The following is a 20,143-nucleotide window of genomic DNA, read 5'->3' on the forward strand; positions in this document are numbered from 1 at the left end:
GGAGGGGATGCCGCGCTCTTCGGTTGTTCGCCCGCTCAGTCCGCTCAGTTTGCCGAGTCCGCTCAGCCGGCCAGTGTCGCCTGCCCGCCCAACTGCCCCGCGTCGGCGGCGGCCTGGTCCTGTCGGGGCTGGGTCCAGTCGGGGTCGGCCCACTGCCGGGGCTCCGGCATGCCGGGGTGGTAGGCGGGGTCGTTCTGCCGCCGGAGCCGTACGCTCGCGTGCACCCGCGCGCCCTCCGGCACCGGACGGGAGCGGCGGCCCACCAGGATCCAGAACGGTCCGTTGTCGTGCACGGGGGCGTCGGCGAACGCATCGTCGAGCGCGCAGGCCTCGGCGTAGGCGCCGGGGCGGAACAGCAGGTCGTCGCAGATGCCGTCGGTGACCCACTTGAGGGTGATGGTGGAGAGCAGCGGCTCGTCGTCGGCGTGCGCGAAGGTGCCGCCGACGTCGGAGTGCACCCCGGCGAACCAGACCTCCTGCGCGGTGTCCTGGAGGACCGCCGGACGCGGTGTCACCTGGTACTCGCGGTAGGGGCGGCGCTTCTCGTCGAGGGAGACGGCGTGGCGGATGCGGGCGGCGTTGGGCAGCTCGTGGGTGTAGGGCCAGCGAAGGCCGCCCGGGCGCAGGACGCCCGCGAACTTCACAGTGTCCCAGACGCCGAGGTAGGCGACGGGAAGGGCGTAGTGCGAGACCTGTCTCGCTGTTCCGGCCGCCTCCGCGTTGTCCTTCACCACCCTCCACAGCGGCTCGTCGTCCATGCGCCGGCAGAAGGCGTGCGAGAAGCGCGCCATCTCCTTCATGCCGGTGTCGACGTCCTGGTTGAAGGCGTACTTGGCGACGGCGTACGGAACCAGGTTCTCCGAACCGGGCCGCATCAGACCGGGCTTGTTCAGCATGCCCACCAGGGCGCGGGCGGTGTAGGCGCCGCGGCTGAAGCCGAAGACGTACACCTCGTCGCCCGGCTGCCAGTGGCCCATCAGGAAGGTGTAGGCCTCGGCGAGATTGGTCTTCATGCCGGTTCCGAACGCGAGTCCGGACATGCGGGAGAACCAGCGGCCGGCCGGACCGCGCGCGGTCGCCGCCGACATGGTGCCCACGCCGGGGTCGTAGTACAGGAGTTGCTGGGCGGGGTCGTCCGCGCGCAGCATCTCGTAGAGCCGGACCACATTGGTCGGGTGGCCGGCGCCGACCTGGTTGCCGGTACCGTCCAGGCAGATGACGATCTTGCGTGCCATGGTCGCTCCTCGCGTCGGACAGGCCCTACGCCTGACGCCGTCTGCCGTGCCGGCGTCCGCCGTTGTGCCGCGTGCCCTCGGCGACGAGCGGGCCGGACGCGTCACGCTGTCCGTCGGCGATCTGCAGCTGGAACGCCTCCAGCGCGGCACGGCTGTCGGGCGGGAGCACGGCCATCTCCCGCAGTTCCGCCGCCTCGGCCAGCGTGGTCGCCGCCTTGCTGTTCTCCGGTACGTGGAGCAGGCGGACGCGTCCGTCGCCGGAGCCACGCCGGCCCACGGGGGCGACGGCGCCGTGGGTGCCGTCGGGCAGGGTCACCCACAACGTGAAGTCGGAGTAACGGAAGTAGTCGGCCCCTTTGACCGGCCAGGGGTAGTGGTGCTCGCCGGGGGTCTTGGGCAGGATCCCCTGGTGGTCGCCTCGGCTCAGCGGCACGCACGAGTTGAACAGGGAGTCCGTCCACGCCTCGACGCCGTCGGCGTCCGTGATCGGGGTGCGCAGCAGATCGCGGGCCTCCTCGTAGCCCAGCGCGTCCAGCGCGGGCAGGGTGAGCGGGAAGGCGTCCACGAGCTCGGCCGCGAGCCGGCGCAGCCGGTCGACCTTCTCGGGGTCCGCGCAGAACTGCATGCTCCACTCGATGCCGGCCTTCGCCCGGTACATGCGCCAGCCGTCGCGGCCCTTCACCCAGAGGCTGCCGCCGTGGTGCATCTCCCAGTTCTCCGACCCGGTGGGCCGGGGACCGTAGGGCAGGTCGTCGTCGCTCATCTCGTCGAGGATCTTCTTCGTCGTCGTCTTCGCGGCCCGGAAGAACGGCGACTCCTTGCGCCTGGGATGCTCGACGAGCTGGATCTTCCACGGATGGTTTCCGGCGTGGGTGCCGGCGAGCCGGATGGTGTCGGGTATCCGGGATCTGATGGCGGAAGCGATGCGGGCCATGGCCGACCTCCTCGCACCGGCCGCGCGGCCTCGCGACGGGCCCACGGCGCCGGGTGCCTCTGGTCCCATCGTGCTCCTCGGAGAACGGGAAGGCGACCCCAGAAGCGGTTGACGGCGCAACAGGTGAAGACGAAACCACGTGGCCCTCGGGGCCGTCCCGCGGTGCGTTCACGCACCGAGCCCCGCCGCGACGATCGGCGCCAGGCGGTCGGCGATGACGCGGTGGCCCCGGTCGTTGGGGTGCACGGAGTCCGTGAGGTCGCCGGCGCTCAGCCACCCGGTGGTGTCGACGAAGGAGACCCGCGAGTCCCCGGCCTCGACGACCGTCCGGACCGCGGCCTCGGTCTGCGGGACGTACCGGCCGCGGAAGGTCCTGAGCGCGAAGATCCACGCCTGCGGATGAGCCGCGCGGACCTTGCGCAGCAAACTGGTGTACGCCGCCTGGAACTGCGTGGCACTCACCCCGTGCCCGACGTCGTTGGTGCCGAGGTTGATGACGACCGCGTCCGCCCGGTAGGCGAAGTCCCAGTCGGGGGTGGCCGCGTTCGGGTTGAGCTTGCCGTACTGCCGCTCCAGGCCCACGCATCCGTCCGCGGCGGCGACCAGACAGGCGCCGCCCTGGGCGATCTGCGTGTGCTCGGCGCCGAGCCGTTCCCCGATCAACCAGTCGTAGGCCGTTCGGGCGTTCTGCGAGGTCGTGGTGCCCACCGTGATCGAGTCGCCGACGAACTCGACCAGCCTGCCGGGCGCCTGCGGTGCGAACGTCGTCGCGCCGCTGTCGAGGACCAGCCCCTGGAAGACGGCGTCACCTCGGTAGGAACCGGCGACCACCTGGTAGTTGACTTGGAGGGTGTGGTTGCCGGCGGACAGCGGCGACGGGGTCAGGTTCACCGTCCCCTTGACGTCGTCGTGGAAGGTCACCGGCCCGTTGTCGATCCGGGCCCAGAAGTCGATCGTGCCCCGCTGCTTCAACTTGACGGTCCGGCCGGTGAAGCCGACCCGGTAGTACGCGCCCGCCCAGTAGGGGGTGTACGCGGTCGGGGAGCTCCGGGTGTCCCAGCGACCGACGAACTTGATGCTCGGGTCGCCGGGTTGACCGGGCGCGACTGTCCTGGTGGCGCCCGGCGTATCGAGGCGGGCGCCGACGACAGCGGCGAGGCGGTTCGCGAACTTGGTGTGGCCGACCTCGTTGGGGTGCCCGTTGCCGTCCTCGTAGTCGGTGCCGTCGGTGAGCCAGCCGGTGGTGTCGACGTGGTGCACCCTGCCGTCACCGGCGACGGCGCGGGCGTCGACGGCCGCCCTGGTCTCGGCGACGTACCGTTTCTTGAGGGTCTGCACCGCGAAGAGGTGCGCGTCCGGGTAGGCGGCGCGCAGGTCGGTGAGGAACCGGGTGTACGCCGACTGGAAGGCCGGGCCGGTCACGCCGTGGCCGATGTCGTTGGTACCGAGGTTGATGACGACCGCGTCCGCCCGGTAGCGGGAGAAGTCCCAGCCCTGGTTGCCCGTGCTCGCCGTCTTGAAGAACTGGCTGCTCAGACCCGTGCACCCGGACTGCGCGACGAGGCAGTAGCCGGAGCGGGCGATCTGGGTGTGGCGCGCGCCCAGTTGCTCACCGGTCTTCCAGGCGTACGAGTCGAGCGCCAGCCGGTCGGTCAGGGCGCCCGCGGTGATGGAGTCGCCGACGAACTCGACCAGCCGGGCGGGTGTCTGCGGATTGACCGTGCGCGCGCCGGGGTCCAGCACCAGGCCCTGGAAGACGGTGTCCCCGGAGCGGTAGGAGACGCGCAGGGTGTGGGTGCCCGCGGGGAGGGGCCGGGGGGTGAGGTTCACGGTGCCCCGCACGCCCGCGTGGAACACGTCGGGTCCGCCATCGATGCTCACGTACAGGTTGACCGCGCCCCTGGCCTTGATCCTCACGGTGGTTCCGGTGAAGGCGGTCTGGAAATAGGCACCGGTCCAGGAGGGTACTGCCGCGGTCCCTGCGCTGGTGTCCCACCGTCCGACGTACACGATGTCGGGATCCGACACCGAACCGTCCCCGGGCGCGGCCTGGGCGGCCCGGGCCTCTTGCGCGGGCAAGCCGCCCGTCCAGGACAGCAGGCAGGCGAGGAGAACGGCTGTCAGGAGGGCCGGGAGGGCGCGTCCGGGGCGGCGTGACCTAGTGGTGGGGGAGGTGTGGGGGGGTGGTCTGCATGGGGATCCCTTTCGGAGGGGGGTAGGAGCGCTCCCATGTACAGACTTCCGAGAGAAGCAACGAAACGATCGGGCGTCAAGGGATCTCGCCGGACGCGGGGCCACTGCCGGGTGCCGACGGGCCCCGCGCGCCGTCTCACCGAGTGTCGACGATCCCGCCGGTCACGGCGATCACCTCGCCGACCGTGTAACTGGAGTCGGCGTCGGAGGCGAGGTAGACGTACGTCGGCGCGATCTCCTCCGGTTGGGCCGCGCGGCCCAGGGGTGCCTCGCTGCCGATCTGGGCCAGGCCGTCCGGCGGCATGTTCGGGTCCGCCTCGTTGAGCGGCGTCCAGGTCGGGCCGGGGGCGACGACGTTGGCCCGGACACCCCGCTGGGCCAGGTGCACGGCGAAGGACTTGGTCAGGGTGATCAGCGCGGCCTTGGAGGCCGCGTAGTCGATCATCGTCGTACTGCCCTTGAGGGCTTCCTCCGTCGCCGTCGCGATGACGGCGTCCCCCGCCTTCAGGTGGGGCAGGGCCGCCATGAGCAAGTGGAAGTAGGCGTAGACGTTCGTCTTGAACGTGCGGTCGAAGTCGTCGGCCGTCAGCTGCTCCAGCTCGAGCTTGCTGTTGAGGTAGGCGGCGTTGCTCACCAGGACGTTCAGGCCGCCGAGTTCGGCCACGGTCCGCTCGACCACCTCGCGGCAGAACTGGGCGTCCTTGAGGTCGCCCGGCAGCAGCAGGCAGCGCCGGCCCTGCTCCTCGACCTCGCGCCGCACCTGGTCCGCGTCCACTTGTTCGTCCGGGAGATGGATGACGGCGACGTCGGCGCCCTCGCGCGCGTACAGCAGGGCGACCGCCCGTCCGATGCCGGAGTCACCACCGGTGATCAGCGCGGCCTTGCCCTCCAGCTTTCCGCAGGCGCGGTACCGGCTCGCCCGGTAGTGCGGCGCGGTGCGCATGTCGGCCTCCAGGACCCGGCCGCTTCTGCTTGTCGGAGTCGTAGGGCGGGTCGGGCTCGGAGACGACCTGCGGTGCGGGCTGTTCGTGCTCGGACTGCACGGCATTCCTTTCGCCGGGGTGTCCACGGCGGGGCATACCTGCGCATGCCACGCCGAACCGTCCCGCCACGCGTGCCGTGCCCGGCGGAAGCCAACCACCCGGTTCGTGCCCGGGCCTCCGTGCGCGGGTCGGGGGCGCGGTCCGCGAACCCCGGCCCTGCGCACGGCCGGCCGGCTCAGCGCTGCACGGGCTTGCCGCGGCCCCAGGCCCAGGCGAGTCGGTCGGCGCCGGACTGGTTGGTGGTGGCCAGCCAGGGGCGGGAGGGGTCGCCGACCAGCTTCTGCAGCGAGTACGTGTCGTCGGTGCGCAGGCCCGGCCAGTACACCGACCCCATCTTCAGCTGGCGGAAGGTGTCGGTGACGGCCTGCACGTAGTTGATGAAGTTGTTGTCCGGAGCGGGCTTGTCGTAGTTCAGGCCCGTGGTCATCGGGGCGCCGAACTCGTCGGCCACCGTCCGGTTCGCGCAGTCGCCGATGCGCACCTTGAGGTCGGCCACCCACTGGTCGTAGGTGGCGTAGTCCTTCCAGAACCCGTAGTGGTGCAGGGACAGGTACGTGCCCTTCAGTCGCGGGTCGGCGCACACGGAGGTGACGTGGTCGTTGTAGCCGGCGCCGCTGACGAACACGCGGTTGCGCGGGACGGACGAGTAGGTGTCGAGCCACTTCGCGGCTATGTCGGCCCACTGCGTGTCGGTGTACCCGTGGGGCTCGTTCATCGGCTCGAAGTAGACGTTCTTGTTGCTCTTGTACGTCTTGACGACGGTGTTCCACATCGGCCAGTAGGTGGCCTCGTCGTCGATGAAGCCGTCCTTCTGCGCGCCCGTGCCCTCCCAGTAGGACACGATGACCTTGAAGCCCTTGGCGGTCGCCGCGTCGATGACCCCGCGGTAGGACTTCCAGTAGGAGCCGTTGACGGTGTACGGGTTGATGGGCAGCCGGACGGTGTTGGCGCCGAGGTTCGCGCGGAACGCCGAGATGATCCGGCTCGCCTTGGTGTAGGTCTGCGCGTAGGTGTCGGAGAGCGACAGGCCCGACAGCACGACCGGGTCGTCGGCGAAGTTGTCACGCGGGTCGGCCCAGTTGACGCCCTTGAACTGGGTGGTGTCCGTGCTGGGCGCGGCGGCGGAGGCAGGACTGCCGGCGAGGGTGGTGCCGCTGATCGCGGCGATCGCGACGGCCACGAAGGTGGCCCGCAACCGTGGGGTGAAGCGGTTGCTGTGCTTGCTGTGGGGTTCTGTGCGCATCGGCTTGCCCTTTCGTGGGGATGGCGGCTCGGTGCGTGGCGGAGCCTGCGCGGTGTTGAGGTGCTGCTGGTGGCAAATGCTGGTAGTAAGCGTTTGCAGGGGTGGGCGACGGAATCGTGGCAGCCGTCACAGTGATCGTCAAGGTCCTCCTGAGTAACCGCCCTCGCCGTGGAGGGACGTGGGAGGCTGTCGGCTTTTGTTCAAACGTGGGCCGTGCTTTGCCACCTCTACGTTGTCCGCTCCGCCCCGCGCGCCTAGCCTCACCCGCGGACTTCGGGAGGACTGGCATGCTGAAGACGGTCAGAGAGCAGGCCGCGGGTCTCACCAAGGACCAGCGCAACGCGTTCGTCGCCGCCTACCTGGGCTGGGCGATGGACGCCTTCGACTACTTCCTCGTGGTGCTCGTCTACAGCGAGATCGCCGACGACTTCCACGTGTCCCTCACCGACATGGCCTTCCTCACCACCGTCACCCTGGTGATGCGACCGGTCGGAGCCCTGGTGTTCGGCATGTGGGCGGACCGCCGCGGCCGCCGCGTCCCGCTCATGGTCGATGTCGTCTTCTACTCGATCGTCGGGTTCGCCTGCGCCTTCGCCCCCAACTACACCGTCCTGCTGGTGCTGCGCCTGCTGTACGGCATCGGCATGGGCGGGGAGTGGGGGCTCGGCGCGGCACTGGCCATGGAGAAGATCCCGGCCGCCCGGCGCGGTTTCTGGTCGGGACTGCTGCAGAGCGGCTACTCGTTGGGCTATCTGCTGGCCGCCGTCGCGTTCTTCGTCATCGAGCCCGTCTTCGGCTGGCGCGGCCTGTTCGCCTTCAGTCTCGTGCCGGCCCTGGTCGCGCTGTGGGTGCGCAGCCGGGTCGAGGAGAGCGAGGTGTGGGAGAAGAGCGTCCGGCTCAACCGCACCCCCGCCCACCAGGTGTTCAGGAACCCGGCGGTGCTGCGGCGGTTCGTGTACCTGGTCGCCCTGATGACCGCCTTCAACTGGATGTCGCACGGCACCCAGGACATCTACCCGACCTTCATCAAGAAGGGTCTGGAGCTGTCGCCGAACACCGCGATCGCCATCGCCGTGGTCTACAACATCGGTGCCATGATCGGCGGCGTGCTGCTCGGCGCCTACTCCGAGAGGCTGGGCCGGCGCCGGACCATCATGGTGGCGGCGGCAGCGGGCCTGGTCGTGGTGCCCTTCTTCGTCCTGTCCACCACCGTCGGCTGGCTGATGCTCTCCTCCTTCCTGATGCAGGTGTGCGTCCAGGGCGCATGGGGTGTCATCCCCGCGCACCTGACCGAGATGAGCCCCGACGCCGTCCGGGGCTTCTACCCGGGCGTGACCTACCAGCTCGGCAACCTGATCGCCGCCCTCAACCTGCCCCTCCAGGAGACCATCGCCGAACACCACGGCTACCCCTCGGCGATGGCCTGGACCGTCGTGCCCACCCTGGTCGTCGTCATCGTGCTCAGCGCGATCGGCACGGAGGCGAAGGGTGTCCGCTTCGGCGCCACCGGTACCCAGACGCCGACCACCGCGGCGGGCCGCTGAGCGGTCCGCCAGGTCGCACCGACGTACCGTGTGCGTGCCTGCGCTTCAGGGGGTCGCCGGCATGCCCGGGTGTCGGCGGTACGGCGGGAGCGGACCGGCGTTCGACAGGATCGCGGCGCAGGTGGGAGTGGTGGCGCAGGTGCGGCCGGGGTGCCGCGGCGGCAACAGGGTGTTGGCTGTGAACTCGAGGTCGTGCGGGTCTCCGCAGCCCTCGTCCGGGTTCTGCCGGTCGGCCGGGGGCCAGGCGCCGGGGAACGCACGCCGCTCCAGCCACTCGGGCACGGCGTCGTCCCAGAAGTTGCCGCGGTATCGCACGTGTCGCACGGGCCGGCCACCCCACTCCTCGCTGCACCCGCCGATGGAAGCGACGTAGTCGTAGACCGCGTTGCGGTCCACGGTGACCCACTTGGTGCTGTCGTCGGTGTAGATCCCGACGTTCCAGATTCCGTACCTGCTGGAGGTGACCGCGTTGCCGGCGACGACGGCCCCGTCGGCGTACGACGTGCCCTGCTCGCCGCGCAGATAGATCCCGCCGCCGTCCATCAGCAGCCGGTTCGTGGCGAACACCCGGTTGCCGAGGATGCGGTTACGGCGCATCACGCCCCTCAGGTCCTCGCTGGGCCCGGAGAGGATGCCGCTGTAGGGCACGTTGTCGACCTGGTTGTGCGCGATCGTGGTCTCCTGGGTCGCGGTGTCCCAGATTCCCGAGGCCGCGTGGTAGTCCGCGCCGATGTGGTGGATCCAGTTGTTGGTGATCCGGTTGCCGCGGTTGGTCCCCTTCTCCTCCGGCGGGACCACCCCCATCAGGATCCCGCCGTCGGAGACATCGCTGACGACATTCCCGTCGACGACGTTGTACGAGCTGTCGGCGGACAACTCCAGCGCCTGCGCGCCGAGATGGGTGAAGCGGTTGCCCGCCAGGGTGATCCGTTCGGCGGTACGGAAGGCGACCGTGCCCGGCACCGTCAGCAGTCGCGCGTCCTCGCCCGGGCCGGGGCGCAGGTACATGCTCCACGCGGCCGGGAACCCCGCGGGTTCGCTGGGCGCCAGCCAAGTGGCGTACGCGAAGGTCAGACCACGCAGGCCGATGTCGTGCAGCGGGCGGCCGGGCCGCCCGGTCCCGGTGACCAGGGACTCCAGGACCGGAGCCACCACCCGGGCCCGGCTCATGTCCTCGCCGGGCCGCGGGAAGTAGAGCAGTTCGTGGTGGCCGGGCCGGGAGCGGTCGAGGTACCAGCCGCCGGGCCGGGGCGCGAAGCTGGGCGAGTTCTCGACACTCACCGGCGTCTCCAGCAGCTCCGGGTCGCCGTAGAGGGCTTGGACCAGGTCCCAGCACGGCTGGTCCATGGTGATGGCGGTCCGGCGGCCCAGGCCGGAGACGCCGGCGACCCCGCAGCGGCCCTCGACGTACCCGGACCGGTAGACGAACTCGATGTCGGCGGGCCCGCGCCAACCGCGAGGAGCCGTGCTGGTGGTGACGTACCCGGTACTCGTCGCCTTCAGCGTGCCGTCGAACCCCGTCCCCTCCCCGGCGAGCCGTGCGGCGCGCCGGCCGTCGACGTAGAGCTGCCGGGTCTCCAGCGCGCCCACGTCGGCCCGCCAGAACCCCCTCAACCGCCGGTCCGGCCGCCAGCCGGAGACCTGCCGGCCGCCGCTGAGGGTCACCCGCTCCTGCCGGGGTGTTCCGTAGCCGTACGCCTGGTAGATCACCCGGTGGCCGCCCCGGCCGGAGTCGCCCGCGGCCTGCGACAGCCGCAGCGGTGCCTTCAAGGTGTACGTTCCGCCGCGCAGGTTCACCACCAGGTCCGCCGTCATCCGCTGCGTCCGCTCACGCACGGCCCGCTGCGCCCGCCCCGGTGTGGCGAACGGTCGCTCCAGGGTGCCGGGCCAGGAGTCCCGCCCCCAGGGCGCGACGTACAAGTGGGTCGCCGTGGAGGCAGGGGACGGAATCGGTGAGGCGGAAACGGGGGACGGTACGACCGCCGTGGACAGCCCGATCACCACCGACGTCGCCAGCGCCGCCGCCACCCGTGTGACGGCGCCCGCCCTTGTCCGCGTACGGAAGATCGCCATGCCGCCTCCTCGATGTGCTCGGACCCCACACTGGGGCCGCACACGGGTGGCGGTCATCGGTCGATGGGTGACCCGGTTCTCATCCTCGGGTGGCCGTGTCGCAGACCAAAGTCGGACCGGCGGGCCGTCCGGCGCGTCCGCTCAGGGCCACACACCGGAGAAGTCGATGTGCCGGGCCCACTCCGGGTGATCTATCAAGGGGTTGCGGTTCCCCTGTAGCTCGGCGATGGCGGCGTTGCGATGCGACTCGTACTCGTCGACCGCCTCGTTCGCGTGCCAGTCCAGCAGCACGGGCAGCCGCGCCTGGGGGAACTCGTCAGCCGTGTCACCCACGAGTCTCGGGTAGCGCAACAGGAAGTACAGGGTGGCCCTGGCGACGGCGCCCCTGCTGTGCTCGGGTTCGAACCCTCCCGGCTCCCGCATCCCGCAGTCCTTCTTCACGGCCTCGTCGAAGTCGGGGAAGTCCATGTACGGGATGCTGCCGCGGTAGCTGTTGCACTCCGGTTCGCACGCGAACAGATGGTGCAGGTCACCCCGCATGGGTTCCTTGTGGTCGAACCAGGACTGTGGGACGACGTGCTCGCAGTTGTAGGGCAAGGACGCCTCCAGGGCGCCCAGTTCCTCGCTGACCTCGGCCGGACCCGCCGTGCTCTCCCGCAGCAGGAACTCCTGCACGCCCCTCAGCCGGGCCGCCTCGGTGGCGGCGTCGGCGCGGATGAGTTCCTCCGCGGTGAACGTCTTCCCGGAGTAGACGCTGCGCAGCAGCCGGTCGGGGTGGAGGTCGACCCACGGGTAGAGCAGCCGCGCGGGCTTGTAGGAGGGGCGGCGCTCATGGGTCCGCTCCAACAACTCGGTCAGCGTGCGTCGTAGCGTGTCGCCGTCCGCGCTGCCGTCGATTCCCGCGTAGTAGGCGTCGCGTGCGGCGCGGTCGGCGTCCCGGTCGTAGTAGACGCGCTCCGCACCGAGTCGGAGGTTGCGCAGGGCCGCGTGCAGATCCCGGTCCGCCGCGTCGGCGGTGGCCCTTCCGTCGGCCTGCGCCGCCTGCGGGAGGGCGGTTGCCGTCGTCCCGGTCGAGGACGCGTCGGCCGCGGGGTGCCCCGGGGCGGGTGGTGCGGACGTCGGCACATCGACGTCGACCGTGATCCGCAGCGGCAGCGTCGTGCCCGCCGCGCCGTGCGAGACCAGCCGTACCGAACCGTTCGACGGGAAGCCGTTGGATTCCGGCCCGACTGCCGGCGTCGCCCGTGGCAGGCCCTCGTCCGGCCGCGGCACGCCTTCGTCCGGCCGCGGTGCGCCCTGAGTCGGAGGCTTGATCAGCTCGTCCCGCAGCCGGGCCGGGCCCGCGGTCAGGGTGAGTCGGCTCAGCGCCTCCAGGACGCGGCTGATGCGCACCCCTTCGTTCGCCTTCCACGCCAGCCGGTGCTCGTCCATCCCCCGCCGCCAGACGGTTCCGTCGATGGCCAGGAGATGGCCGTCGCCGTCGGTCTTCGGCACCGCCGAGTGGTGCAGGGCGACCACCTCCCACTGGTCGTTGAAGACCGGGGATCCGGACGACCCCGGCGCGGTGTCGGTCTCGTAGTGGATGAACTGGTCCAGCAGATCGATGATCTGGTTCTCGCGCAGTGCGAGTTGCTTGGGCTCGCCGTTGGGGTGCTGAACGATGTTGACGAACTCGCCGAGGATGGCCTTCCCCTGCGCCCCGTCCAGGGGCAGCCGGCCGAAGTCGGCCAGCGGTGTGCCCTGTTGGCTGCGCTCGGCCACGGCGACCACGCTGAAGTCCAGGTCGCGGTCGGTCGCGAAGAACCTCTGCGGTTCGAGCGCGAAGGCCACCGGGGTGAGCGGCAGTCCGTCCAGCCCTGCCTGGAAGTTGAACTCGACGACGGCGTGGCCCGCTTCCTCAGGGCTGCGCAGGACATGGTTGTTGGTCATCAGCAAGGAAGGGGACACCATGAACCCGGTCCCATGAAATCCACCCGCCGGCCCCGCGACGGTCACCCGCCCGATGGACCGGGCCGCCCTGAACCCGCCCTCGAGGAACGCCACTCCGGTGAGGTTGTTACGACCCATCAGGCGTTCCAGGCCGAGCACATCGGCGCCGAAGGTCTCCGGCGCCAGCGGGAGAGTGCTGCCTGTCGACGTGGCGGGCTCCGTCGGGGTCTGTTCTATCGATCTGGCCAGTGACCAGTCGGCGTTGAGCCGCGCCAGCCGCTTCGCCACACGGTCGGGGTCGTCGGCGTACAGCACTCCCCGGCTCTCGATGGTCCGCCGGGTTTCCTCGCGTCGAGCCGTACGGCTTTCGAAGCGCTCGCCGGCTTTCTCCAGCTGCGAAACGTAATCTGTTCCTGCCTCAGAAACGCGTTCTCCCATAATCATGAACGCCTCCGAACAGTGTTGGCCGATTCAAATGTCACCTGGTCAATCAGGTTTTCTCACCATGCAGATGGCGACGGGCACGCCTACCATAAAAACATGGAAAGAGACGACATGTACTACACGGTCAAGACAGGTGACACGCTGTACGACATCGCTCGGCGCTACCACACGACGGTCGAACAGCTCCAGGCGTGGAACGGAATCCGCGACCCGAATTTCATCAAGATCGGCCAACGGCTGATCGTCAAGAAGGACAAGGTCAAGCCAGGCGACTCCGACGACATTCCCTTCCCGGGGGCCGCGTGGTTCAAGACGCTGCCGGAAAGCCCCATCATCCACGAAATGGGAATTCGCCTGATGCAGGAGGGTTGTTCCGCGTACGGCCACACCGGCCCCTCGTACCAGTGGAACGCGGAGCACCGCAATTCCTACGCCATGTGGCAGCGCAAGCTCAACTTCAAGGGGTCGGACGCGGACGGCTGGCCGGGCGAGACCTCATGGAACAAACTCCATGTCCCCTACCCCAGCGAGATCTTCGCGTAGGGTTCCTCGGCCACGGTTGACATGCGGGTCGGCCTGCCCAGCGCCCAGAACAGGACGCCGAGGAGCATGAACCCGACGAGCGGAACGGCCTCCGTCAGCAGGTACGTCCAGCGCTCGTCGTGACTCCAGCCGTCCGGGGCGTAGGCGGAACCGAACCAGTGGTCGCCGAGCCCGGGAGCGACCAGTTGCACGCCGGCGAACAGCACGAGCAGGGTGAGCACCACGCTGATCGTGCGGGGGAAGGGCGCCCGGTACGGCCGGGGGACGTCCGGGGCCCTGCGCCGCAGCACGGCGAGCGCCGGGAAGATGCCCAAGTAGCTGACGAGGGTGGTGGACACGGCGAGGCCGAGGACAGCGCCGAAGAGCTTCCCGGCGCTGCCGTCGGTCAGTTCGTGTGCCAGCACCAGCACGACGGTGGAGACGACACCGCTGAGGACGTTGACGCGCACCGGGGTGCCGAAGCGGCTGGAGATGACGCCGAGGAACCGGGGCGCGGCGCCGTCGTATCCGGAGACGGCCAGCGCGCGGTCGGAGCCCATGACCCAGGTGACGCCCGAGGACAGCACCGTGAGGATGAACAGGATCGCGGCGAAGTCGCCGAGCAGGCTGCCCGCGCCGCTGAGCGTGGCCGTGCCGTCGCCGGCGACATGGCCGCCGTACACGGTGAAGACCTGACGGATCGCGTCGAGGAATCCGCCGAGGCCGGTGACGGCCTTGACCGGCAGGACGAGCAGGATGCCGAGGATCGGCAGCGCGTACAGCACGACGGCGAGGGCGGCGCTGCGGAAGATGGCGAACGGGACGTCCTTCTGGGCATCCGTCATCTCGTCGCCCGCGGTGTTGGGCAGCTCGAAACCGACGTAGTTGAACATCAGCACGGGCACCAGTCCGACGAAGCCCGCGTAGGTGGGGGAGAAGTCACCGGGCCCGAACCCGTGCAGGCCGTGCCGGACGCCGTACACCACGACCGTGACGGTGAACAGGCCGAGGAGGACGAAGCGGCTCCACGCGCCGACGGTCGGGATCCACTTGCCGATGTCGAAGGAGAGGATCGCGGCGAGCACGCCCACCCAGACGAACACCAGGGTGAAGACGTAGAAGGCCGGGGTGCTCAGATCCTTCCCGTCGTTGAAGAAGGTGGTGTAGGCCGTGACGGCGGACACGGAGAGGGTGCCGCCGAGCCACACCGGATTGGTGATCCAGTACAGGAAGTTGTTGACGGCACCCGCGAGCCGCCCGAAGGCCCGGCTGGTCCAGATGTAGGGGCCGCCCTCGTCGGGGAACGCGGCCCCGAGCTCGGCGGTCAGCAGTGCCGACGGCACGAAGAACACCACCGCCAGCACGATGAGCCACGTGAACGCCTCGGCACCGGACGAGGCCACGGTGCCGATGGTGTCGACACCGACGATGGTGCACAGCAGGAAGAACAGGATGTCGAAGCGGCCGAAGTGCTTGCGCAGCTTCTGCCGCTCCGCGTGGGCTGCGGCCGGCGTGCCGGCCGGCTCGGAGAGTATCTGGCCAGCGGCCACCGGGGCTCCCGCGTGCTCGTGGATCGGGTGGGATCGGATCGGGTGGGATGTGACGGGGTGGGATCGGACGGGGGTGGGATCCGGCCAATGATTCGCCGCCCCACAAAGGCTTACAAGCGTTCATGTACAACTTTTGACCATCATTTCGCCGGGCGGGACCGGCCGCGGGACCGGCCGCGGGGCCCCGTCCGTACGGGCCGTTCGGCCCTGACCGAACGCGCGCCTCCCGCCGAAGGTCCGCCGCGCCATCGGGCCGACCGGCCCAAGCGGTCACCGGACTGAGCGGTCACGCTGGAACCGCGGGGGATTCCCGACCGACCGAGGGCAGACGGAAGGAGGAACCGTCATGAAGGGCCGTCTTCCACGGCCCCGGACAGTCCGCCTGGGAGGACGTCCCCGATCCCGTGATCAAGGACCCGACCGATGCCGTCGTGCGGGTCGACGCCGTCACCATCTGCGGGACGGACCTGCACATCCTCAAGGGCGACGTGCCCGAGACGCGCCCGGGCACCGTGCTGGGACACGAGGCGGTCGGGCAGGTCGTCGAGACCGGCGCCGACGTGCGCACCGTGCGGCCGGGCGACGAGGTCCTGATCTCCTGCATCACCGCCTGCGGCCGCTGCCGCTTCTGCAAGGACGGGGCGTACGGGCAGTGCCGGGGCGGCGGTGGCTGGATCCTGGGCCACCTGATCGACGGCACCCAGGCCGAGTACGTCCGCGTACCGCACGCCGACCTCTCCGTGCATCGACTGCCCGGCGGGGTGGAGAAGCACGACGCCGTACTGTTCGCCGACATCTTCCCGACCGCCTACGAGGTGGGTGTCACCAACGGGAACGTACGGCCCGGAGACACCGTCGCCGTCGTCGGAGCCGGTCCCGTCGGGCTCGCCGCGATCCTCACCGCACGGCTCGACGAGACCATCAAGATCATCAGGTCGACGATCTTCGGCCTGCGGTCGCGCGAGACCGCCGCCAGGTCCGGCCTGCGGGCCCGGGTGATGCGCGTCGTCGGGGAGACGGCGCCCGGGTCGGGATTCGCGCCGAGCGTGCGGATGGAGGGGCTGCTGGACACTCAGGTACCGAAGGACGTCGCCGACCATGTGATCGCCGTCCTCGGCGAGGCGCTGAGCAACGTGGCACGGCACGCCAGGGCCGGCCGCACCGCGGTGGCGCTGGGGACCGACGGCCGCGAGGTGCGGCTGGCGGTCGTGGACGACGGCGTGGGCATCCCGCCGGACGGCCGCCGCAGCGGTCTGCGCAACATGGCCGAACGCGCCGAGCAGTTGGGCGGTTCGCTGGAACTGACCACCCCCGCCGACGGCGGTACGTCCCTGGTCTGGCGGGTGCCGGTGAACGAACCCTGACTCCGGCGTGCGCCGGGAGGGCCGAACGTCCCTCCCGGCGCATGCTCGGCCAGGGCCGTCGGGGGTACCCGGCGGACAGCGCCGCGCCACGGCGCCGACGGCCGGCGCGGGCGACCTGGGTGTACTGCTGACGCGAGGAGCACCGGGTGACGGGGCTGACCTGGGAGTACGAGGGGTACGAGGCCGGACAGGAGCGGCTCAGGGAGTCGCTGTGCACCCTGGGCAACGGGTGTTTCGCGACCCGCGGGGCGCTGCCCGAGTGCGCCGCGGACGAGGTGCACTACCCGGGGACGTACGCGGCCGGTGTCTACAACCGGCTGACCTCGCGGGTGGCCGGACGGCTCGTCGAGAACGAGGACATGGTCAACCTGCCGAACTGGCTGCCGCTGCGCTTCCGCCTGCCGGGGCGGCGCTGGCTCACCCCGGACACGGCGACGGTGCTGGAGCACCACATGGGGCTGCACCTGTCGTCGGGGCTCCTCGAGCGCCGTACGCGCTACGACGTCGGGGAGGGACGCGTGCTGGCGGTACGGCAGCGGCGGCTGGTGCACATGGCGGACCCGCACCTCGTGGCCCTGCGCACGGAGTTCACGGCGGTGGACTGGTCGGGCGACCTCGACGTGGAGGCGGCCCTCGACGGCGGTGTGACCAACGCCGGCGTGGCGCGCTACCGCGACCTGGACGGCCGCCACCTCACCCACGTCCACACCGGTGACGCCACCCCGGACACCGTGTGGCTGCGCTGCCGCACCCGCACCTCCGACATCCGCGTCGGCATGGCCGCCCGGCTCACCACCGACGCGCTGCTCACCTCCAAGCACGTCCCTCCGCGCGCCGTGCAGCGACTGCGGCTGCGCCTGCTGCCCGGCCGCACCGTCACCGTCGACAAGACGGTCGCCCTGCACACCTCCCGCGACCCGGCGATCAGCGACCCCCTGGACACCGCCATCGACCGCGTGGGCCGCGCTCCGGGCTTCGACGACCTCCTCACGTCGCACGGCACCGCCTGGCACCAGCTGTGGCGCAGGGCTGAGCTGGAGGTACCCGGGGAGGCGGGCCGCATCCTGCGGCTGCACCTCTTCCACGTCCTGCAGACGCTCTCCCCGCACACCGCCGACCTCGATGTCGGCGTCCCCGCGCGCGGACTGCACGGCGAGGCCTACCGGGGGCACGTCTTCTGGGACGAGCTGTTCGTCCTGCCCTACCTCAACCTGCACTTCCCGGAGGTCTCCCGCGCCCTGCTGCACTATCGCCACCGCCGCCTGGGCACGGCCGTGGCCGCCGCCCGCGACGTCGGCCGACGCGGTGCGCTCTACCCCTGGCAGAGCGGCAGCGACGGCCGCGAGGAGACGCAGCGGGTGCATCTCAACCCGCGTTCCGGACGCTGGCTGCCGGACCACACGCACCTGCAGCACCACGTCGGGTCGGCGATCGCGTACAACGTCTGGCAGTACTGCGAGGCCGCCGGGGACACCGAGTTCCTGCACACCGAGGGGGCCGAGATGCTGCTCCAGATCGCCCGCTTCTGGGCGGACTCGGCCGTCTACGACGAGCGGCTCGGACGGCACCGGCTCCGCGGGGTCGTCGGCCCCGACGAATACCACGAGGCCTACCCCGGGGCGGTGGGAACCGGTATCGACGACAACGCGTACACCAACGTCACGGCCGCCTGGGTGATCGCCCGCACCCTGGACCTGCTCGACGCCCTCCCCGGACCGCGCCGCCGGGAGCTCTGCGAGCGCACCGGACTCGACGACGGCGAGCTCGACCGGTGGCAGGACGTCTCCCGCACGCTCCACGTCCCTTTCCACGCCGGGGTCATCAGCCAGTTCGAGGGCTACGACAGGCTGGAGGAGCTCGACTGGGACGGCTATCGCGAGCGGTACGGCGACATCCGGCGCCTCGACCGGATCCTGGAGGCCGAGGGCGACACCGTCAACCGTTACCAGGCGTCCAAGCAGGCCGACGTGCTGATGCTCGGCCACCTCTTCTCACCGGCGGAGCTGCGGGGACTCTTCCGCAGGCTGGGGTACCGGCTCGACGAGGACACCTGGCGGCGCACCGCCGACTACTACCTCGGCCGTACCACGCACGGGTCCACCCTCAGCGGCCTCGTGCACGGCTGGGTCCTCGCCCGGGCCCGGCGCACCGAGGCGTGGACGTTCTGCCAGGAGGCTCTGCGGGGCGACATCGCCGACCTGCAGGGCGGCACCACGGGCGAGGGCATCCACCTGGGGGCCATGGCCGGCACCCTCGACCTGGTGCAGCGCGGCCTGACCGGCCTGGAGACCCGGGACGGCGCCCTACGGCTGGACCCCGCGCCGCTGCCCGAGCTGTCGTCCTACCACTTCGCCCTGCACTACCAGGGTCACTGGGGAGTGCGGTTGCGCATGGAGCGCGAGCGACTCGAGATCGCCGTACCGCCCTCCGACCTCCCGCCGGTCGAGGTCAGGCTCCCCGACGGCGAGGTGTCGGTACGGCCCGGGGAGACCTGGCGGCTGACCCTGCCGGAGTGAGTCTCGACCTGAGCTGCGCGGTGCTGCCGCGGGGCGCGCGTCACAGTCTCTCCGCGTGGTCGGGGACGTAGGTCTGCAGATCCCGTGGCGGGCGCTGGTAGCCGGTGGAGGCCGGCCGCTCCGGCAGGTCGAGCACGGGAGGCGGTACCTCGCGGTACGGCACGGAGTCCAGCAGGTGCGCGATCATGTTCAGCCGGGCCCGGCGCTTGTCGTCGCTCTCGACGACGTACCAGGGGGCCTCGGCGATGTCGGTGTGCACCAGCATCTCGTCCTTGGCCCGCGAGTACGCCTCCCAGTGGGTGATGGACTCCAGGTCCATGGGCGACAGCTTCCAGCGTCTGAGGGGGTCCTCCAGCCGGCGCCGGAAGCGTTCCTGCTGCTCGGTGTCGCTCACCGAGAACCAGTACTTGCGCAGCAGGATCCCGTCCTCGACCAGCATGCGTTCGAAGATCGGGCACTGGCGCAGGAAGAGCTGGTACTCCTCCTTCGTGCAGAAGCCCATCACATGCTCGACGCCGGCCCGGTTGTACCAGCTCCGGTCGAGCAGCACGATCTCCCCCGCCGCGGGCAGGTGCTCGATGTACCGCTGGAAGTACCACTGGGTGCGTTGTCGCTCGGTCGGCTTCGGCAGCGCCGCGATCCGGGCGACACGGGGGTTGAGGTGCTCGGCGACCCGCTTGATCGTGCCGCCCTTGCCGGCCGCGTCCCGCCCCTCGAACACCACGACCATCCGGGCGCCCTCCGCCCGTACCCACTCCTGGAGCTTCACCAACTCCGTCTGAAGACGCAGCAGTTCCCTCTCGTACGTCTTCCGCGGCAGCTTCGCCCCATCCTTGTCGGCCATGCCGCCTCCTTGTTCCACGACGTCGTCGGAGCCCGTGTCAGCACGGTACTGCCCGACCGGCGGCCGCGCCCTGGCCGACCGCGTGTCCGCCGGCGGTGTGGCGGGTCAGGTGCCCGGGCCCCGGAGGTCCTGGGCCACTGTGGCCGCCCAGGTGGAGATCTGCTCGAAGTCGCGGAAGTCGCCGCCCTTCCCGGATTTCACGATCATCCGGGCGATGCGCCCCTTGACCTCCCCCTCCAGGCGCCCGCCGAACGTGATGTGTCCCCGCGCGTCGACACGGTTCGCCACGCGTTGCACCCCGCCCGTCGGTGGGATCTCCCGCTCGGAGGCCGAGGGGTCCAGCGGGCCGCTGCTGAACAGCCACACCGGCCGCTCCGCCAGGGCCCTGCCGTGACGCCGTGCGAAGCGGCGGGCGTCGCGCTGCCAGCGGCCCCCGTACAGCCCGCCGCCGAGCACGACCGCGCCGTACGGTGCGAGGTCGGTGACCTGCGCGGCGGGCCGTACGTCGACCGTCAGCCCTTCCTTGCTCAGGACCGCGCCGACGTGCTCGGCGATCTCGGCCGTCGATCCGTTCGTCGATCCGTACGTGACCAGCACCGTCTCGTCCATGACCGGCGCACCTCCTCACACCTTGCCGGGTCGGCCGCCTGACCCCCGTGCACGCCTCTGCGCGCCGGCCTCCGCTTCATCTCCCCTCTCTCCACCATCG

Annotated in this window: 14 protein-coding genes; 4 read left to right on the top strand and 10 right to left on the bottom strand. The window is 70.6% G+C overall.

Annotated features, from left to right (window positions below):
- Positions 1 to 62 precede the first annotated feature (62 nt).
- From IG99_RS11920 to IG99_RS11940, 5 genes are all read right to left on the bottom strand, one after another.
- A complete protein-coding gene (locus IG99_RS11920; protein WP_078947662.1) occupies positions 63 to 1,235 on the bottom strand; it encodes a DUF2235 domain-containing protein in 1,173 nt (390 codons plus the stop codon).
- Positions 1,236 to 1,260: 25 nt separating this feature from the next.
- On the bottom strand, positions 1,261 to 2,169 hold the full coding sequence (locus tag IG99_RS11925; protein ID WP_051865217.1) for a DUF6424 family protein: 909 nt from the start codon (positions 2,167 to 2,169) through the stop codon (positions 1,261 to 1,263).
- A gap of 168 nt (positions 2,170 to 2,337) precedes the next feature.
- On the bottom strand, positions 2,338 to 4,248 hold the full coding sequence (locus tag IG99_RS11930) for a GDSL-type esterase/lipase family protein (RefSeq protein ID WP_234311816.1): 1,911 nt from the start codon (positions 4,246 to 4,248) through the stop codon (positions 2,338 to 2,340).
- A 250-nt stretch (positions 4,249 to 4,498) separates the two neighbouring features.
- Positions 4,499 to 5,305: an SDR family oxidoreductase gene (locus IG99_RS11935; RefSeq protein WP_234311817.1), complete on the bottom strand. Its 807-nt coding sequence runs from the start codon at positions 5,303 to 5,305 to the stop codon at positions 4,499 to 4,501.
- A gap of 275 nt (positions 5,306 to 5,580) precedes the next feature.
- The gene (locus tag IG99_RS11940; RefSeq protein WP_037672680.1) at positions 5,581 to 6,648 is read right to left on the bottom strand and encodes a glycoside hydrolase family 5 protein; all 1,068 of its coding nucleotides are present in this window, start codon (positions 6,646 to 6,648) and stop codon (positions 5,581 to 5,583) included.
- Positions 6,649 to 6,935: 287 nt separating this feature from the next.
- Here IG99_RS11940 and IG99_RS11945 point away from each other — a divergent pair, with 287 nt between their 5' ends.
- Positions 6,936 to 8,192 carry an MFS transporter gene (locus tag IG99_RS11945; RefSeq protein WP_037672682.1) on the top strand — a complete coding sequence of 419 codons (1,257 nt, stop codon included), beginning with the start codon at positions 6,936 to 6,938 and terminating at the stop codon, positions 8,190 to 8,192.
- A gap of 45 nt (positions 8,193 to 8,237) precedes the next feature.
- On the opposite strand, the gene IG99_RS11950 is transcribed toward IG99_RS11945, so the two are convergent.
- Both IG99_RS11950 and IG99_RS11955 read right to left on the bottom strand, forming a co-directional pair.
- The gene (locus tag IG99_RS11950) at positions 8,238 to 10,265 is read right to left on the bottom strand and encodes a right-handed parallel beta-helix repeat-containing protein (protein ID WP_078947663.1); all 2,028 of its coding nucleotides are present in this window, start codon (positions 10,263 to 10,265) and stop codon (positions 8,238 to 8,240) included.
- A gap of 141 nt (positions 10,266 to 10,406) precedes the next feature.
- Positions 10,407 to 12,509 carry an endonuclease gene (locus tag IG99_RS11955; protein WP_234311818.1) on the bottom strand — a complete coding sequence of 701 codons (2,103 nt, stop codon included), beginning with the start codon at positions 12,507 to 12,509 and terminating at the stop codon, positions 10,407 to 10,409.
- A gap of 225 nt (positions 12,510 to 12,734) precedes the next feature.
- Between IG99_RS11955 and IG99_RS11960 the strand changes: the two genes are divergently transcribed.
- Positions 12,735 to 13,181, top strand: coding sequence for a LysM peptidoglycan-binding domain-containing protein (locus tag IG99_RS11960; RefSeq protein WP_078947664.1), 447 nt, complete (start codon positions 12,735 to 12,737; stop codon positions 13,179 to 13,181).
- Here the strand turns inward: IG99_RS11960 and IG99_RS11965 are convergent.
- Entirely contained in the window at positions 13,157 to 14,710 is a 1,554-nt protein-coding gene (locus IG99_RS11965; RefSeq protein WP_037672689.1) for an APC family permease, read from the bottom strand. The two genes, IG99_RS11960 and IG99_RS11965, sit on opposite strands and share 25 nt — an antisense overlap.
- Positions 14,711 to 15,114: 404 nt before the next feature.
- Here IG99_RS11965 and IG99_RS50235 point away from each other — a divergent pair, with 404 nt between their 5' ends.
- Complete coding sequence (locus tag IG99_RS50235; RefSeq protein WP_234311819.1) at positions 15,115 to 16,074, top strand: alcohol dehydrogenase catalytic domain-containing protein; 960 nt, start codon at positions 15,115 to 15,117, stop codon at positions 16,072 to 16,074.
- A gap of 146 nt (positions 16,075 to 16,220) precedes the next feature.
- On the top strand, positions 16,221 to 18,590 hold the full coding sequence (locus tag IG99_RS11975; protein ID WP_037672692.1) for a glycoside hydrolase family 65 protein: 2,370 nt from the start codon (positions 16,221 to 16,223) through the stop codon (positions 18,588 to 18,590).
- A gap of 40 nt (positions 18,591 to 18,630) precedes the next feature.
- Here the strand turns inward: IG99_RS11975 and ppk2 are convergent, their stop codons facing one another.
- Both ppk2 and IG99_RS11985 read right to left on the bottom strand, forming a co-directional pair.
- Entirely contained in the window at positions 18,631 to 19,434 is an 804-nt protein-coding gene (ppk2, locus tag IG99_RS11980) for a polyphosphate kinase 2 (RefSeq protein ID WP_037672694.1), read from the bottom strand.
- 105 nt (positions 19,435 to 19,539) lie between these two features.
- On the bottom strand, positions 19,540 to 20,043 hold the full coding sequence (locus IG99_RS11985; RefSeq protein ID WP_037672697.1) for a flavodoxin domain-containing protein: 504 nt from the start codon (positions 20,041 to 20,043) through the stop codon (positions 19,540 to 19,542).
- Positions 20,044 to 20,143: the final 100 nt, after the last annotated feature.

It is taken from the genome of Streptomyces griseus subsp. griseus, from assembly GCF_000720255.1.
GTDB lineage: Bacteria > Actinomycetota > Actinomycetes > Streptomycetales > Streptomycetaceae > Streptomyces > Streptomyces griseus_I.